The organism is Streptomyces canus 299MFChir4.1 (assembly GCF_000383615.1).
In the GTDB taxonomy this organism is placed as follows: domain Bacteria; phylum Actinomycetota; class Actinomycetes; order Streptomycetales; family Streptomycetaceae; genus Streptomyces; species Streptomyces canus_C.
Map to the genome: position 1 here is coordinate 336,880 of NZ_KB911588.1, position 16,418 is coordinate 353,297.

17 protein-coding genes and 1 pseudogene are annotated in these 16,418 nt (G+C 68.5%); 10 read left to right on the forward strand and 8 right to left on the reverse strand.

Features of this window, described 5'->3' with window-relative positions; genetic code table 11:
• Positions 1-75: 75 nt before the first annotated feature.
• Positions 76-942 (reverse strand): GNAT family N-acetyltransferase, encoded by an 867-nt coding sequence (locus tag H293_RS0119440; RefSeq protein ID WP_020119522.1) that lies wholly within the window; start codon positions 940-942, stop codon positions 76-78.
• Positions 943-1,149: 207 nt separating this feature from the next.
• Here H293_RS0119440 and H293_RS0119445 point away from each other — a divergent pair, with 207 nt between their 5' ends.
• Both H293_RS0119445 and H293_RS0119450 read left to right on the forward strand, forming a co-directional pair.
• Positions 1,150-1,782 (forward strand): HAD family hydrolase, encoded by a 633-nt coding sequence (locus H293_RS0119445; protein WP_020119523.1) that lies wholly within the window; start codon positions 1,150-1,152, stop codon positions 1,780-1,782.
• Between the two features lie 220 nt (positions 1,783-2,002).
• A complete protein-coding gene (locus H293_RS0119450) occupies positions 2,003-3,652 on the forward strand; it encodes a globin domain-containing protein (RefSeq protein WP_397895347.1) in 1,650 nt (549 codons plus the stop codon).
• 12 nt (positions 3,653-3,664) lie between these two features.
• Here the strand turns inward: H293_RS0119450 and H293_RS0119455 are convergent, their stop codons facing one another.
• The 5 genes from H293_RS0119455 to H293_RS0119475 all read right to left on the reverse strand — a co-directional run bounded on the left by H293_RS0119455 (position 3,665) and on the right by H293_RS0119475 (position 7,415).
• Positions 3,665-4,147 (reverse strand): NUDIX domain-containing protein, encoded by a 483-nt coding sequence (locus tag H293_RS0119455; protein ID WP_028808004.1) that lies wholly within the window; start codon positions 4,145-4,147, stop codon positions 3,665-3,667.
• Between the two features lie 88 nt (positions 4,148-4,235).
• Positions 4,236-5,156, reverse strand: coding sequence for a LysR family transcriptional regulator (locus tag H293_RS0119460; protein ID WP_020119525.1), 921 nt, complete (start codon positions 5,154-5,156; stop codon positions 4,236-4,238).
• 247 nt (positions 5,157-5,403) lie between these two features.
• Positions 5,404-6,543 carry a cystathionine gamma-lyase gene (locus H293_RS0119465; protein ID WP_020119526.1) on the reverse strand — a complete coding sequence of 380 codons (1,140 nt, stop codon included), beginning with the start codon at positions 6,541-6,543 and terminating at the stop codon, positions 5,404-5,406.
• Positions 6,540-7,031, reverse strand: a complete 492-nt coding sequence (locus H293_RS0119470; RefSeq protein ID WP_020119527.1) for a low molecular weight protein-tyrosine-phosphatase — start codon at positions 7,029-7,031, stop codon at positions 6,540-6,542. Before H293_RS0119470 ends, H293_RS0119465 begins: the two co-directional genes overlap by 4 nt.
• 6 nt (positions 7,032-7,037) lie before the next feature.
• Positions 7,038-7,415: a phage holin family protein gene (locus H293_RS0119475; RefSeq protein WP_020119528.1), complete on the reverse strand. Its 378-nt coding sequence runs from the start codon at positions 7,413-7,415 to the stop codon at positions 7,038-7,040.
• A 58-nt stretch (positions 7,416-7,473) separates the two neighbouring features.
• On the opposite strand from H293_RS0119475, the gene H293_RS0119480 reads away from it, so the two are divergent.
• The 4 genes from H293_RS0119480 to H293_RS0119495 all read left to right on the forward strand — a co-directional run bounded on the left by H293_RS0119480 (position 7,474) and on the right by H293_RS0119495 (position 10,008).
• Positions 7,474-7,791 carry a cupin domain-containing protein gene (locus H293_RS0119480; RefSeq protein WP_028808005.1) on the forward strand — a complete coding sequence of 106 codons (318 nt, stop codon included), beginning with the start codon at positions 7,474-7,476 and terminating at the stop codon, positions 7,789-7,791.
• Between the two features lie 158 nt (positions 7,792-7,949).
• Positions 7,950-8,162: a DUF5326 family protein gene (locus tag H293_RS0119485; protein WP_020119530.1), complete on the forward strand. Its 213-nt coding sequence runs from the start codon at positions 7,950-7,952 to the stop codon at positions 8,160-8,162.
• Between the two features lie 573 nt (positions 8,163-8,735).
• Positions 8,736-9,473, forward strand: a complete 738-nt coding sequence (locus tag H293_RS0119490; protein WP_078612621.1) for an IclR family transcriptional regulator — start codon at positions 8,736-8,738, stop codon at positions 9,471-9,473.
• Between the two features lie 97 nt (positions 9,474-9,570).
• Positions 9,571-10,008 (forward strand): SsgA family sporulation/cell division regulator, encoded by a 438-nt coding sequence (locus tag H293_RS0119495; protein ID WP_007383236.1) that lies wholly within the window; start codon positions 9,571-9,573, stop codon positions 10,006-10,008.
• A 520-nt stretch (positions 10,009-10,528) separates the two neighbouring features.
• Here H293_RS0119495 and H293_RS0119500 read toward each other — a convergent pair.
• A complete protein-coding gene (locus H293_RS0119500) occupies positions 10,529-12,001 on the reverse strand; it encodes a YibE/F family protein (protein ID WP_028808006.1) in 1,473 nt (490 codons plus the stop codon).
• Between the two features lie 520 nt (positions 12,002-12,521).
• Between H293_RS0119500 and thiC the strand changes: the two genes are divergently transcribed.
• The 4 genes and pseudogenes from thiC to H293_RS61670 form a co-directional block, all read left to right on the forward strand.
• On the forward strand, positions 12,522-14,327 hold the full coding sequence (thiC, locus tag H293_RS0119505) for a phosphomethylpyrimidine synthase ThiC (RefSeq protein WP_020119534.1): 1,806 nt from the start codon (positions 12,522-12,524) through the stop codon (positions 14,325-14,327).
• A 126-nt stretch (positions 14,328-14,453) separates the two neighbouring features.
• The gene (locus H293_RS0119510) at positions 14,454-14,627 is read left to right on the forward strand and encodes a hypothetical protein (protein WP_158694428.1); all 174 of its coding nucleotides are present in this window, start codon (positions 14,454-14,456) and stop codon (positions 14,625-14,627) included.
• A 290-nt stretch (positions 14,628-14,917) separates the two neighbouring features.
• On the forward strand, positions 14,918-15,472 hold the full coding sequence (locus tag H293_RS0119515) for a hypothetical protein (protein WP_020119536.1): 555 nt from the start codon (positions 14,918-14,920) through the stop codon (positions 15,470-15,472).
• Positions 15,473-15,516: 44 nt separating this feature from the next.
• Positions 15,517-15,615, forward strand: a pseudogene (locus H293_RS61670) (thiamine biosynthesis protein ThiC); the annotation flags it as partial.
• A gap of 60 nt (positions 15,616-15,675) precedes the next feature.
• Here the strand turns inward: H293_RS61670 and H293_RS53770 are convergent.
• On the reverse strand, positions 15,676-16,398 hold the full coding sequence (locus H293_RS53770; RefSeq protein WP_028808007.1) for a hypothetical protein: 723 nt from the start codon (positions 16,396-16,398) through the stop codon (positions 15,676-15,678).
• Positions 16,399-16,418: the final 20 nt, after the last annotated feature.

The window sequence follows — 16,418 nt, forward strand, 5'->3', positions numbered from 1 at the left end:
GCATGGCCCGCAGCCGGGTACGACGGCGCCGGTTCCCCGAAACCCGGGGCGCCGGCGCCGTCGTGCAGGCGTGCCTCAGAGCGCAGCCACCGTCAGCGGAGCGAACCGCCGACTCCAGTCGCCCGGCAACTCCGGGATCCCGTACGTCATGACCGCGTTGAGGGCGACCGGCGCCAGACCGCGTTCCCTGGCCCAGGCCCGTAGCTCTTCGTGCCGTACGTCGATGTCGGTGCGCAGGGGGCGGTCGGTACCTGCGGCGAGCGAGGTGAGGAGTGCCTGGGCCGTCTCGGTGTCACGGGCGATCAGTGGGCCCACGACATGCGTGTCCATGTTGGGCCAGGCAGCCGCGTATCCGGTGAGCCGGCCGCTCTCCTCGGCGACGCGGAACTGGTCGGCGAAGGCGGGCAACCGGGTGATGAGGTGCGTGCGATCCGTACCGAGCACCTCCTCGTCGAGCCGGATAATCGCGGCGAGGTCCTCGGCGGTGGCCGCGCGCGTGCTCACCGCCGGTGTGAGGCCGTCCGGACTGAAGTGTCCACGGAGCATCTCCGCCTGGCCGGTGACCTTGAAGCCCAGTTCCTCGTAGAGCGGGCGGCCATTGGGCGTCGCGTGAAGGGTCAGCGGGGTGGTGCCCATCGACGAGAGAATGTGCCGCATGAACCGACGGCCGATGCCCTGCCGGGCGTGCCGTTCGGCGACCAGCACCATCCCGATCGCTCCCAGATCGGGCTCGCTGTAGGGGCCGTACTCCGTGACCACGCAGGCGGTGACGAGGCCTCCGCCGGGGTCGTCGATGCCGTAGCCCTTTCCGGCCGCGAGGAGGAGGCCCCACTTGTACTCCTCGCGTGGCCACCCCCGGTCCTCGGACAAGTCCGCGCAGGCGTTGAGGTCACGAAGCGTCAGACGGCGGATGGGGAGAGCGGCGAGAGAAGGAATCGGCACGCAGGTCAGGCTGTCCGACGGGTGGCCTCGGCGTCCACCTGTTTCCCGGGGTGCGTACCGGCTTTTGGTCATGTCGTGGCCAAGCGCACAGGGCGCGATCAGATACTGGGTGTTTCACGTGAAACATCGGAGAACGACGACCGTCCGGCGATCGGTCGGAAGTACCCCATGAGGCTTCACCGGGCTTTGGACCATTAGCCTCACGACATGGCGAGACTTCATCTCTTCGATCTCGACGGCACTTTGCTGCACGGGACCAGCGCGCCCGTACAGATCTCTCGGCAACTTGGAGTCGAGGCCGAGACGGTGGCGCTCGACCAGGCGATCGGGGCCGGGCTGATAGGGCCGCCCGAATACGCGCAGCAGGTCTACGCACTGTGGGCGTCCCTGACCGAGGCGCACGTCGTCGCGGCCTTCGATGGGGCTCCATGGCTGGCCCGTATTCGTGAGGTCTGGGCGGAGATCAGGGGGCAGGGCGACTATTGCGCGGTCGTATCCCTCTCGCCGTCCTTCTTTGTGGAACGGCTCACCGGTTGGGGAGCTCATGCCGCGTACGGGTCCCGTTTTCCGGCCGTCCCCTTCACCGAGCCCGTGGATCCCACCGGAGCACTCAGTGCCGCCGCCAAGGTCCTGATCGCGGACCGGTTGTGCGAGCAGTTCGGAGTGACACGGGCCGACTGCATCGCCTACGGCGACTCATCCTCCGACAAGGACCTGTTCGCCGTGGTGCCGGTCTCGGTGGCCGTCAACGCGGATCATCACCTGTCCGACATCTCGACCCACTCCTACGACGGCATGGATCTATGGGAAGCCTATGAATTGGTGCGCCACGCCCAGTGATGAGGGCAATGCAGCCTAACGGGACGGACAGATCGAAGACCCGCATTCGTGGTTATGCGGCCACGGCGTCCGGACGCGGTGGCACGCTGCAGGGGGCTGAGTGTGGTCGCGTCGGCCGGGACGTCGAGTGGGAAGACAAGCCGTCCGCGGGGGAAAGCAGGACTCTTCCGGCCGAGGAAGTGCGCAGACCGACCGAAAGATGTTCGAGGCGAGGCACACCATGAACGCTCCAACCGGTATGTCGGCCGACAACGGCGCTTCCGGGGGCGGGGCCGGCTGGTCCGCTCCACACCATCAGCCGACGACGGCGCCCGGTGCCGCGGACGAGACGGCAGAGGGAAGCAGGCCGACCGAGCCGCGCCCGGTCGGCAGGCCATGGGCAGGCGCCTCTCCAGCAGCTCCGCCGGCCACTGAGGCGGGCCCGTCGGCCGAGGCCACAGCACCGCCGCCCGACGCTTCGGACACAGCGCCCCCCGGCACGGAGACCGGCCACGAGAAGGAGGCGGCACCCACCGAGGAGATACCCGGCCTGGCCGACGAGGCACAGAGCCCGATACGGACGTACGAGACAGGCCCCCCGGCGCAGACACCGCCCTTACCGCGGTCCGCTCCGGCTCAGCCCCCCACAGGGCCGGACGAGGCCCCCTCCGCACGTCCCCGAGTCCCCGTCCATCGTTCCTCCCCGTACCAGGGCACCCTCACGGCGCTCAGCACCACGCCTTCACAGCTCCCGGGCCTGCCCCCGAGGGACCAGCCACCCTCCCCGGACGCCGTCCGCATCCGCCGGACCATGGCCGAGGTCGCACCCGTCGCCGAGAAGGTCACGTCGTACTTCTACGCGCTGCTCTTCGTACGCCATCCCGGTCTGCGACCGCTGTTCCCCGCCTCCATGGACGCCCAGCGGGACCGCCTGCTCAGGGCGCTGCTGACGGCGGCCGAGCACATCGACAACCCGCCTGTGCTGGTCGACTACCTGCAGAACCTCGGCCGCGGCCATCGCAAGTACGGCACCCGCGCCGAGCACTATCCGGCGGTCGGGGAGTGCCTCATCGGCGCGCTGAGCAAGTACGCCTCCAGCAGTTGGGACAGCGAGACCGAAGCGGCCTGGGTCCGGGCGTACACGACGATCTCGCAGGTGATGATCGACGCGGCGGCCGCGGACGCACTGCGCGCCCCCGCCTGGTGGTTCGCGGAGGTCGTGTCCCACGACCTGCGGACCTCGGACGTCGCCGTCGTCACCGTCCGGCCCGACCAGCCCTATCCGTTCCTCGCCGGCCAGTACACAAGCCTGGAGACGCCGTGGTGGCCGCGCATATGGCGGCACTACTCGTTCGCCTCGGCACCCCGCTCCGACGGTCTGCTGTCGTTCCACGTGAAGGCCGTCCCCGCGGGCTGGGTCTCCAACGCGCTGGTGCACCGGGCCCGCCCCGGGGACGTCATCCGGCTCGGTCCGCCGACCGGGTCCATGACCGTGGACCACACCACCGACAGGGGACTGCTCTGCCTGGGCGGCGGTACTGGCATAGCTCCGATCAAGGCGCTGGTCGAGGACGTGGCCGAACACGGTGCACGAAGGTCGGTCGAGGTGTTCTACGGAGCCCGCACCGACCACGACCTGTACGCCATCGACACGATGCTCAGGCTCCAGCAGTCCCACCCCTGGCTGTCGGTCCGTGCGGTCGTCGACCAGCGGGCTCGTCTTCGGTTCCCGGACGCCGTACGCGCGTACGGCCCATGGCGCGACTACGACGCCTACCTCTCGGGCCCGCCCGGCATGATCCGCAGCGGTGTGGACACGCTCAGGTCCTTCGGGATCCCGTCGGAACGCATACGCCACGACTCCGTGGAGGAGCTCGTCCTGGCCCAGTGACCTGGCGCGAGCTCAGCCCAGGTCCGGGGCGTGCATGGCCCGTACGCCCTCGATGTTGCCGTCCAGATAGTGGCGCAGGGACAGCGGGACCAGGTGGACCGACGCGATCCCGATGCGAGTGAACGGTACCCGGACGATCTCGTACTCGCCGATGGGCTCGTCCACTTCGGGCCCGTGCCGCAGGGACGGGTTCATCGACTCCAGGTGGCAGACGAAGAAGTGCTGCACCTTCACTCCGGTCGCACCGCCGTCGTCGCCGATGTGCTCGACGGTGTCCACGAAGCAGGGCACCACGTCGGTGATCTTGGCGCCGAGTTCCTCGTAGACCTCGCGGTGCAGGGCGTCGACGACGGTCGTGTCCGTCGGCTCGACTCCACCGCCGGGAGTCAGCCAGTAGGGATCCATGCCGGGCTTGGTGCGCTTGATCAGGATCAGATCGTCACCGTCGAGCAGGACGGCACGGGCGGTGCGCTTGACCACGGGTCTTACGGTCATGGGGGGAATGTGGCCCGGATGGTTCCACGTGAAACATCGTGTGCCGTCATCGGTCGGGATCGCCGGGCCGAGAGCGTGAAACCCCTGCTCAACACCAGTCGGCAGCCGCCCGCAGCAGCCATTCGTGCGCCCGCGCGATATGCGGCATGGCCAGCGTCCCGGTACGCACCACCAGGAAGTACGTCCGCAGCGGGGGCACGGTGGGTTCGTGCAGCGCGACGACGTCGCCGCGTTCCAGGGCGGCCGAGCACAGATAGCGCGGCAGCACCGCGAGCCCGGCGCCCGCGACCGCGCAGGCGAGTACCGCGCGCAGGTCGGGGACGACGACGGTGCCCGGTGCGGGCGGACGGGAATCGAAGACGGAGGCCCAATAGCGCGAGACGAAGGGCAGTGACTCGTGCACCTCGACCACGGGGACGTCCTCGAACGCCGGGGCGCGCTTGACCCCGGGAACCGGCTTGACCGCTTCCCCTGGGCCGAGCTGGTCGGCCCAGCTCGGGGCGGCGACCAGGACGTGCTCCTCGTCGCAGAGCGTGCTCGCGGTGAGCAGCGCACCCCGCGGACGGGCCGTGCTGATGGCCAGATCGTGATGCCCGGCGGCCAGACCCTCCAGGGTCTCCTCGGCGTTCCCGAAGGAGGCCCGCAGGGCGAAACCCTGGCCGTCCTCGCCGGTCAGCTCGGTGAGCGCGGGCAGCGCTCGCTCGGCCGTGAACTCGGGCGGCCCCGCGAGATGCAGCGTGCGAAGGGAGGACTCGTCGTCCAGGCCGGTCTCGGTGATCTCCACCAGGGCGTCGAGATGAGGGGCGGCCTTGTGGGCGAGTTCGTCACCGATGGTCGTCGGGGTCACACCGCGGGCCTGCCGTAAGAACAGGGGCCTGCCCAACTGCCGTTCCAGGGTGCGGATCTGCGAGGTGACGGCCGGCTGCGACAGCCCGAGCAGTGCGGCGGCGCGGGTGAAGGAACCGGCCCGGTGCACCGTCACGAAGGTGCGCAGTAAGGCCAGATCCATGGTGACGCCCCCTCCGAGCCCTGGCCCGGTCCCTGAGGCGGCTCCGGGGCAGGGGCCCAACTATAAATATGTCGATAGGCCCCTGTCGCTACTGTGATTGGACACTGACACAGAGTCAACTAGCCTGGTTCGCGCGGTTCTTGGCGCGCGGGAACCGGGGCGGTCCGAGCCACGAGGGGGGAGGCTCGGACCGCCCGTCGTACGTAGCCGGACATGACGCGTGTCCGGAAAACCGCTGCTGAGCCGGTCAGTCGGCCGACTCTTCCAGCGCACGCAGCACATCCGCCACCAGGTCCTCGGGATCCTCCGCCCCGACCGAGAAGCGGATGAAGCCCTCCGGCACGTCGTCGCCGCCCCAGCGCCGACGCCGCTCGGCCGTGGAGCGCACCCCGCCGAAGCTCGTCGCGTCGTCCACGATCCGCAGAGCGTCGAGGAAACGGTCGGCACGCGTGTGCGTGGGCAGCGTGAAGGACACCACGCATCCGTAGCGGCGCATCTGCTGCGACGCGATCTTGTGCGAGGGGTCGTCGGGCAGCCCCGGGTAGCGCAGCCCGGTCACCTCGGGCCGCTTCCGCAGCGCCTCGGCGAGCACGAGCGCGGTCGCGTTCTGCCGGTCGACCCGCATCTGGAGGGTGGCGATCGACCGGTGCGCGAGCCAGGCCTCCATGGGCCCGGCGATCGCTCCGACGATCTTCCTCCAGCGGCGGACGGCGTCCATGGCCTCGCCCTCGCGCCCGGTGACGTACCCGAGGAGGACGTCTCCGTGCCCCGTGAGCTGCTTGGTGCCGCTGGCCACGGAGAAGTCCGCGCCGAGCTCCAGCGGGCGCTGTCCGAGCGGGGTGGCGAGTGTGTTGTCCACGGCGACGAGCGCACCACGCGCGTGTGCCGCCTCGACGAGCCGCCGGATGTCGCACACGTCGAGGCCTGGGTTGGACGGGCTCTCGATCCACAGCAGCCGCCCGCCGTCGAGGACGTCGAGCTGGGCGTCGCCACCGGTCGGCGCGGTGCGTACCTCGATGCCGTACGCCTCCAATTGGGCGCGGATCAGCGGCAGAACCTGGTAGCCGTCACTGGGCAGGACCACCGTGTCCCCGGCCCGCAGCTGCGAGAAGAGCACGGCGGAGACGGCGGCCATGCCCGAGGCGAAGACCAGCGTCTCCACTCCGTCCTGCCCCGGCGCCTCCAGCTCGCCGATGGCGCGCTCCAGCAGGCTCCAGCTCGGGTTCGTGTCGCGGCCGTAGGTGTACGGGCCGTCGACCTCGCCGGGCAGATGGAAATGGGCGGCGAAGGCCGGACCGGGCAGGGTCGGTTCGTTCTTGACCGCCTCGGGCAGTCCCGCCCGTACCGCGCGCGTGCCCTCCCCCTGGTCCGCAGCCCTGCCGCTCATGCCACCCGTCCTTTCGTCCGCTCGCGCACCTCGGCGAGCAGACCCTCGCTCGCCGCCTCCACCATCTCAAGACACTTCTCGAAGCCGTCCAGGCCCCCGTAGTACGGGTCCGGAACGTCCAGCTCGTCGCCCGCGGCGGGGTCGTACGAACGCAGCAGCCGTACCTTCCCGGCGTCCTCCGGCGTGGGCGCGAGGCGTCGCAGGGCCCTCAGGTGGCCGGCGTCGAGGGCGATCACCAGGTCGAGGCGGGAGAACCAGGACGGCTGGAACTGCCGGGCCATATGGGCGCCGTCGTAGCCGTGCTCCTCCAGGACGGACACGGTGCGCGGGTCGGCGCCGTCGCCCTCGTGCCAGCCGCCCGTGCCGGCACTGTCGACCTCGACCAGGCCCTCCAGACCGGCTTCCGCCACGCGGGAGCGGAAGACCGACTCGGCCATCGGGGAACGGCAGATGTTGCCCGTGCAGACGAAACAGACGCGATAGGTCATGCCTCCTCAGTCCTCGTCGGGCAGGACGACGTGCAGGGCCCAGGACACGATCGAGATGATCAGGCCGCCCAGGACGGCCGTCCAGAACCCCTCGACGTGGAAGCTCAGATCGAGCTTGTCGGCGAGCCACGAGGTCAGCAGCAGCATCAGCGCGTTGACGATGAGCGTGAACAGGCCGAGCGTCAGGATGAACAGCGGGAAGGTGAGCACCTTCACGATGGGCTTGACCAGGAAGTTCACCAGGCCGAAGACCAGCGCGACGAGTATCAGCGTCCAGACCTTCTTGCCGGTGCTGCCACCGGTCAGGGTGATCTTGTCGAGCAGCCAGACGGCGACCGCCAGGGCACCCGCGTTGGCGATCGTCTTGACTAGGAAATTCTTCATGTGTCTGATCGTGACAGAAGAGATCGGTTACGGGCACTGACGAGGGCGGACCAAGTCCATGAAGGCATTCCGGTTGGATGAACTGGAGGCGGAGCGTGCCGCCAATGACGGCGCCTACCTGCAGTTCCTGCGTGAGCGGAACATGTCCGTCGGCCTGTACGCACTCGACGCGGGCGCCCAGGATCCGCAGCAGCCCCACAACCAGGACGAGGTCTACTTCGTGGTCAGCGGACGCGCGGCGATCACCGTGGGCATGGAGACGACGCAGGTGGCGCGCGGCAGCGTGGTGTACGTCCCGGCCGGTGTCGCCCACAAGTTCCACCACATCAGCGAGGACCTCAGGGTCATGGTGGTGTTCTCTCCCCCCGAGAGCTGACCTGCGGTCTCGGGGTTCCCTAGGGGATCAGTCAGGGGAGGACAAGGGATGCGAGGCCCCCGCAGCGGCACCTCCCGGCCCTAGCATCGAGTGCAGGACATTGGTGGATCCGGTACCAGAGGGGCCGGACAGTGCCGGACTGCAGAGAGGTAAGTGCGATGGGAGAGATCTTCGCGGGGATGCCGTGGTGGGTGAAGTGGATCGCGGTGCCGGTCATCGCCCTGGTCGTGTTCGGCGGGCTGATAGCCACGGTGGTCGGCTTTGTCATCGGCCTGCTCTTCAAGCTGCTGGTCTTCGTGGCCCTGGTCGGCGGTCTCGTCTACGTCGTGCGGAAGTTCATGTCGAGCTCCTCTTCGCGCAGCGACTGGTAAGCATCGGGAGCGGGCGGGGCGACCGGTAACAGGAATGCCCCGTTCCCTCGGGCGAGGGAAGTTTTCCGGACGGGCCGTATACGTGCGGTGGCGGACCGTTAAAGTCCGGAACTCGACGCGGGGACGACCCCGCGAGCGGAGTACACCCCCTCCCGTGTTCCCCGCACGGGCTGCCCCCTCGCGCCCCGGGAGTGACCCTTGGCCACGGTTGACACCGCACCCGCACAGATCGACGCCCGCGTGACGACGGCTCCGACGCAGGCGACGCAGCCCACGGCTCCGACTCAGCCGACGGCTTCGGTACGGCCGACGGCTCCAGGAAGCCCGGTAGCCGCTGCCCAGCCCGTGGGCCCCGCCCAGCCGGTGGGCCCGACGCAGCCGGTGGCTCCGGTTGAGCCGACAGCCCCGGTACGGGCGTCAGCGCTCGGACAGCCACCCGATCCCGCCCGGTCGACGGCTTCGGTACCGGCGTCTGCTCCCCTGCAGCCCACCGCCTCCGTACGGCCGTCCGCCCCCGTCCAGCGGCACGCGGCGCCCTCCTCCGAACCTCCCGAACAGGCCCACTCCGCCACCCTGATCGGGTCCGTCCAGCGCGCGATGCGCCTGCTCGAATCCGTCGCGGAGCACGAGTACGGAGCCCCCGCCAAACAACTCGCCCGCGAGACCGGGCTGGCACTCCCCACGGCGTACCACCTGCTGCGCACCCTCGTGCACGAGGGCTATCTGCGCCGCGACAAGGGCCTGTTCTTCCTCGGGGAGGCGGCTGAGCGGCTGAGCAGCAGTGGAGCCGAGCAGAAACGTCGCAGCACCGTCGTCGACGCGCTAGCGCACTGGCGCGACCTGATCGGCGTGCCGGTGTACTACGCCCAGTACCGCGACGGCGAGATCGAGGTCCTCTGCGTCTCCGACAGCCCCGGAAACCCGGCAGTCGAGGAGTGGGCCGACTTTCGCGAGACCGGGCACGCACACGCCATCGGGCAGTGTCTGCTCGCCCAGCTCGACGACGAACGCCGGCGTGACCATCTCGACCGGTACCCCGTGCAGTCCATCACGCCGTACACCGTGCGCGACGGCCACAGTCTGCTCCGTCGTCTCGAACGGACCGCGCGAATGGGACCGGTGATCGAACGTCAGGAGTACGCACTGGGGACGGTGTGCGCGGCGATTCCGATCACGGTGGGTAACGCTGCGGCAACGATGGCCATCTCATTGCCCGCTCATCAGGCAGACCGATTGATGGCCGCCACCCAGCAATTGCAAGAGGAAATCGGGCGTTTGATGGGATCGCTGGCAATCTCTATCAGTATCTGAAAACTCACTCCTTGTGATCTGTCGTACACGTTCAGCAAGATGCCACCAGTATCAGAGGGATCATTTCGGCCGACGAAGGCAGATGACGGGGTAAGCGATGCGCGAGACCGTACAGGCAGAGGTCATGATGAGCTTTCTCGTGTCCGAGGAGCTCTCCTTCCGCATTCCCGTGGAGCTGCGCTACGAGGCCTGCGATCCGTACGCGGTCCGGCTGACCTTCCATCTCCCGGGCGATGCCCCGGTGACCTGGGCTTTCGGCCGCGAGCTGCTGATCGACGGGGTGGGACGACCCTGCGGGGAGGGTGATGTACGGGTCTCGCCCGCCGGTTCCGACCTGCTGGGCGATGTGCTGATCAGGCTTCAGGTCGGCGGCGACCAGGCTCTGTTCCGCTCGTCGACGGCGCCGATCATCGCGTTCCTCGACCGCACGGACAAGTTGGTGCCGCTGGGCCAGGAGGCCGCGCTGGCCGATTTCGACACCCATCTGGACGAGGCGCTGGACCGGATCCTGGCGGAGGAGCAGAGCGCGGGCTGACACCTTGCGGTGGCGAGGTGGCGGAACGCTTCAGCGTGGGGTGGGAGGGTGCAGGAACGCTTCTGCCGGATCGGGAACAGAGTGGGAAGACGTCCCTGAGTGCCCGCTGGTGGAGCTCAGGGTGGAGCCCCCGCCGGGGTGATTCTGCCGGGGCGGACGGCGCAGTCAGTCCTGTCAGCCGGGGCGGGTGATCGGGGCCATGGGAACCGTGGGAACGCCCAGGCTGCGGGTCGCTCCGCGCTCAGGGCTGCTCGGGGCTGTTCGGGGCGACGAGGTGGGGGGCGGGAGCGGATGGGGCGCGATCCAGCGCCCTGGCACAGGTTTTGCAGCGAGTGGGTCTCTTGGTTGCAGCAGGCAGCCGGGAGCGCTGGTAACTCAAAGCCGGGAGTCCGGAGTCCAGAGCCGGTAATTCGGAGCAGGGTAACTCGGGGCCGGGGCCGGGGCCGGGGCCGGGGCCGGGGCCGGGGCGCCGGAGAACAGGGGGACCGGAGCTCCGGACCGCCCCCGCCCTGGCCCCCTCTCACCGCCTGCGCCGCCGCCCCTTCCCACCGCGGCCAGCCGCCGGCCGACTGTCGGCCGTCCCCGCGCTCGCACTCATCGCCGGTACGGGCGTGGACGCTCCCGTTCCCGCCGCCTCCGTCCCCGGTCGGTCGGCCGAGACCACCAGGGCCGCGAGGGCCGTGGTGACCGGTACCGAGGCGACGAGGCCGATCGAGCCGACCAGTGTGCGCACGATCTCCACCGCCACCAACTCGCTGTTGGCGACCGTCCCCACGCTGGACTGCGCGATGGAGAAGAGCAGCAGCAGCGGCAGTGCGGCACCGGCGTAGGCGAGGACGAGGGTGTTGACGACGGACGCGATGTGGTCGCGGCCGATCCGGATGCCCGCGCGGTACAGCCCGCGCCAGCCCAGCGTCGGGTTGGCCTCGTGCAGCTCCCAGACCGCCGAGGTCTGCGTGACGGTCACGTCGTCGAGAACACCGAGCGAGCCGATGATGACGCCGGCGAGCAGCAGACCGCTCATGTCGATCGACGGGTACAAGCCGTGGATGAGCCCGGTGTTGTCGTCCGTGTTGCCCGTCAGCGCCGCCCAGTTGATGAACAGCGAGCCGAGGACGCCGATCAGCACCAGGGAGATCAGCGTGCCGAGGACCGCCACGGAGGTTCTGGCCGACAGACCGTGGCACATGTAGAGGGCGATCAGCATGATGGCGCTCGATCCGACCACCGCCACGAGCAGCGGGTTCGAGCCCTGGAGGATCGCGGGCAGGACGAAGAAGTTCAGCAGCAGGAAGCTGACGGCCAGCGCGATCAGCGCCATGACACCGCGCATGCGCCCGACGACCACGACGGCGAGCGCGAAGATGCCGGCGAGCAGCGCCATCGGGAACCCGCGGTCCACGTCGGTGACCGAGTACTGCAAGTCCCTGGGCGCGGAGGGCTCGTACGCGACCACGACCTTCTGGCCCTCGTGCAACTGCCGTGACTGGTCCGGCTGGACGATCTCCGTGAAGGTGCGGCCCTTGTCCTTGCCGGTGTCGACGCTGATCGTCGCCTTCTTGCAGCTGCCCTTCGCCTGCTGCTCGGCGGACGAGCCCTCGGCGGTCGAGGTGTCCCCGGTCGGGGTCTCCCCCGAGGCGTTCACCGACTTGCAGCTGACGCTCACGACCTTGCTGACCGTCGCGTGCTGGGTCTGCCGGTCGAAGCCGACCCCGGTGCGTTCGTGCGCCGGGGCGCCACCGGGCCACAGCACGCCGAGTCCCACCACCACGGCTACCCCGAAGGGGATGAGGATCGCCGCGATGACCTTGCGCAGGTGCTTGGAGACGGGAGTCGCCGGTCCGTGGCTGTGCGAGTGGCCGTGCCCACCGCTGGAGCCGGGCCCGCTCCCATGTCCGTGCCCGTCTCCGGAGCCATGCTCGTCTCCCGAGCCGCCGCGGTGGCCGTCACCGCCATGGCCACCGCCATCACCAAGACCGCCGCCGCCACCCAGACCACCACCGCCTGGGGCACCGTGGCTCGCACCCTGACCGTGGCCGTAGCCATGACCGCTGCCATGTCCACCGCCATGACCGCCACTGTGCTCACCCTCATGCTCGTGCCAGCCACCGGCCCCGCTGACCCCACCGGTCCCGCCGGGGCCGCTGTCTTCGAAGCCACCGCGGGAACCGCTGCCGGGGCCGTGCCCAGGGCCGTTTCCGGAGCCCGGCCGACGCGGAGGCTCGGGGGGCGGGTACGGGGGCTGATGCGTCGTGGTCACCGCCCGATCATCGCAAGAACAACAGGGGCCCTCTGTTCACCGCGCCAGAATTGACGCTAGCGTGGAGCCACCTTTGTACACGCGGGAGCTCGGAGCACCGGGCTGAGAGGGCGCTGACCTCCGTCCCAGCGATGTTTCACGTGGAACGTCATCTCAAGCGAGTGACGTTCCCCACGAAACGTCGGCAGACGGAAGCCGCTGCGTCGACCGCCGAACCTGTTACCGGGTAATGCCGGCGTAGGGAGTAGGTCTCATGACCATCAAGGACGCGCGCACGCCTGCCTCCGACCAGCACGACGAGGAGGCCGGGAAGTCCATCGGCTGGCACAAGGGATATGTGACGGGCCCAGAGGGCTCGCGCCCCGATCTGCGGGTGCCGGTCCGACAGGTGCACCTCACCAACGGGCAGTCGGTCACGCTGTACGACACGTCGGGCCCGTACACCGATCCGCTCACCGAGACGGACGTCCGCCGGGGCCTTGCGCCACTGCGGGAGAACTGGATCATCGCCCGCGGGGACACCGAGGAGTACGCGGGCCGTCCCGTGCGCCCCGAGGACGACGGGATCAAGCACACCTCACCACGGGGTGGCCTCCGCAACCTCGACGCGGTCTTCCCTGGGCGGGCCCGCCAGCCGCGCCGCAGCCGTGACGGCGAGGCGGTCACACAGCTCGCCTATGCCCGACGCGGTGAGATCACACCGGAGATGGAGTACGTGGCCATCCGGGAGAACGTCTCTCCCGAGGTGGTCCGCGAGGAGATCGCGGCGGGCCGCGCGGTGCTGCCGGCGAACGTCAACCATCCGGAGATCGAGCCGATGATCATCGGCAAGCGGTTCCTGGTGAAGGTCAACGCCAACATCGGCAACTCCGCGGTGACCTCTTCCATCGAGGAGGAGGTCGAGAAGATGACCTGGGCGACCCGCTGGGGCGCCGACACGGTCATGGATCTCTCCACCGGCCGCAACATCCACACCACCCGCGAGTGGGTGCTGCGCAACTCCCCCGTCCCCATCGGCACGGTGCCGCTCTATCAGGCGCTGGAGAAGGTCGACGGCTGTGCCGAGGAGCTGACCTGGGAGATCTACAAGGACACGGTCATCGAGCAGGCCGAGCAGGGCGTGGACTACATGACAGTCCACGCGGGCGTGCGCCTGCCGTACGTACCGCTGACGGCCAACCGCAAGACCGGAATCGTCTCGCGCGGCGGTTCGATCATGGCGGCGTGGTGCCTCGCGCACCACAAGGAGTCGTTCCTGTACGAGAACTTCGAGGAGTTGTGCGAGATCCTCGCCGCCTACGACGTCACGTACTCGCTGGGCGACGGCCTCCGGCCCGGCTCGATCGCGGACGCCAACGACGAGGCGCAGTTCGCGGAGTTGCGCACGCTCGGGGAACTCAACCGGATCGCGAAGCGTTTCAACGTACAGACCATGATCGAGGGCCCGGGACACGTCCCGATGCACAAGATCAAGGAGAACATCGACCTTCAGCAGGAGATCTGCGATGAAGCTCCGTTCTATACGCTCGGCCCGCTGACCACCGACGTCGCGCCGGCCTACGACCACATCACCTCCGGCATCGGTGCCGCGATGATCGCCTGGTGGGGCACCGCGATGCTCTGCTACGTCACGCCCAAGGAGCACTTGGGCCTGCCGAACCGGGACGACGTCAAGACGGGTGTCATCACCTACAAGATCGCCGCCCACGCGGCTGACCTCGCCAAGGGACATCCAGGCGCCCAGGAGTGGGACGACGCCCTCTCGGACGCCCGTTTCGAGTTCCGCTGGGAGGACCAGTTCAACCTGGCCCTCGACCCTGACACGGCCCGGGAGTTCCACGACGAGACCCTCCCGGCCGAACCGGCCAAGACGGCTCACTTCTGCTCCATGTGCGGGCCGAAGTTCTGCTCGATGAAGATCAGCCAAAGCATCACAGCACAGTTCGGCGGTACGGCGGCTGCGGGGGCGACGGCAGAGGAGGTCGCTGAGGGGATGCTGCAGAAGTCGAAGGAGTTCGCGGCCTCAGGAAACCGGGTCTACCTCCCGCTCGCGGACTGACGCCCCCACGAGCGCCGCTCCGAGAAACTTCGCTTCCGGGGCGGCGCTTCGGTGCAGCCACTTTCGGGCGGGTCCCGCCGAGGTATCCAGTTACCCGGGTGACGGGTGGGTACGAGATTCGCGATCATGTCGACCGCCGCGCGCATCCTTACGCTTGAGCACTTTCAATGGATCGACGGCCACGCAGACGTGTGGAGGATCTTCCCGGAACCCAAGGCGCTCGTGGCAGTTGTCCGTGGTCTGGTCGAGCCGTTCAAGAAGGACGGCATCACTGCTGCTGTCCGTGGCATCGAGTCCTGAGGTTCCTTCTTGGGGCGGCAGCAGCCGTCGAGTGCTGCAGTCGCTGGGGTGGTTGCAGCGTGGTCGTCGACCAGGCCAGTGACCACTGCCGATTGGACCTTGGAGTTCGTGGCATCGTAAGTGTGACTGCATTGCCTTCCCCGTTCGACAGGGTGTACTTGCCGATCGTGGACTGAGGCCCGCGTGCGACGGACCTGGCGTTTCCAGGATTAGACGGATGGACAGCGTGTCCCGGGTGCGCCATGCTGCCTTGTCGATCATGTGCCGGCGACGGCTGCATCGTGCGAGGGGTGGGGTTGGTGGAGCGATCACAGGCCGGGGCCGTGCCGCCGAAGGCCCTCCGTTACCGGTCGACGCGTCTGCAACGCGTGCTGCCCGTTCTGCCTCTCCTCGGCGTCGTCATGGGGACGCGCATCTGGGAGTGGGTGGCTGGGGCGCTGTCGGGCGCTGAGGTGGCCAAGACGTCTGGTACGTGGGCCGCCCTGCTGTTCGTGCTGCTGATCACGAATAGGCGTTTCGGCGTCACGCTCACGCAGTCGACGGCCATCGTGCACAACCTGCGACGCCGGACCATCCAGTGGGACGACGTCCAAGCCATCCGCATCGAGGCTGTCCTCGGGAACCGGACCGTCGTGATCTACGAAGCGGGCGGCCGCCGCACCAGCCTGCGGGCACCTCTCACCGGTTTCCTATTCTGGGATCGCGAATTTGAAGAGAAGTTCCACACCATTGGCAGGTGGTGGCTGGACCACCGTGGACCGGATTGGGTTCCTGTCCCGCCGCCCGAATCATGGTGGAATGCTCCATCGGCGCCCAACAGGAATCCTTTCGCTCCTCCCGCGTAGTTGACGAAGATCAGTCAAATCATCACAGAGCGGTTCGCTGGTGACGCCGGTGCCACCCCGGAGGAGGCCGGGCCGGGATGCTGGAGAAGTCCAAGGAGTTTGCGGCCGCCAGCAACCGCGTCTTCCTGCCGTTGGCGGACTGACCTGGGCAGATACAGCCGGCCGATGCCTACCGGGGCGTCGGCCAGCCGTTGAGTCTGTGATCAAGGTTGCTGAGCGTTGTGCAGACGTTCCACTTGCCGACTGATCAGTTCGACGGGGAACGACAGGCGCGCGCCTACGCTGAGCTCGGAGAACGCGGCGATGGTGTTCCCTGTGCGGACCACGATGAACTGCTCGTTGCGGGCCTCGGGCTGTTCCGGCCCCACGGGGATGGTCTCCCAGAAGGCCACCGCCTCTTCGCCGACCTGCGGCGGTGTCTCCGTGGTCACCTTCACCTTGAACGGTCCGACGTAGCCTTCGCCCTCGTAGGACCGGCAGGTGGCGAGGGCCTTCTTGAGTTCCGCGAAGCGCTGTTCGGCCTTGTCCTCCTCATAGGAGGCGAGCGTCGAGCTGCCGCCCATGATGTTCTTCTTCCAGTTGAAGATCTGGAAGACGTGAGCCGATGACCTCTTGCCATTGCGGATGTCGATGAGTGGCTGGCAGGCGGGTACGGATATGGGCGGGAAGGATTGTCCGCTTCCCTGCGGCCGAGGTTCCTGCACCTCGATGGGCTCGTGGGCTTGCGGGACTTCTCCGTCCTTGAAGGCGAGGTCCTTGAGTTGCGCCATCGTCAGGGGCGCCACCGCGGCCTTGTCCGAAGCCGTGGCGGACGAGGCTTCAGCAACGCTCTTGGGCTCCTGCGCCGAGCCGCACCCTGACGCGAGTAAGACTCCTACGACAGTTGCTGCGGCTCTTGTCGTCAGCCGTGTCGTGCGCGTTTGCATGAGGCCCCCCGGACAGGTGT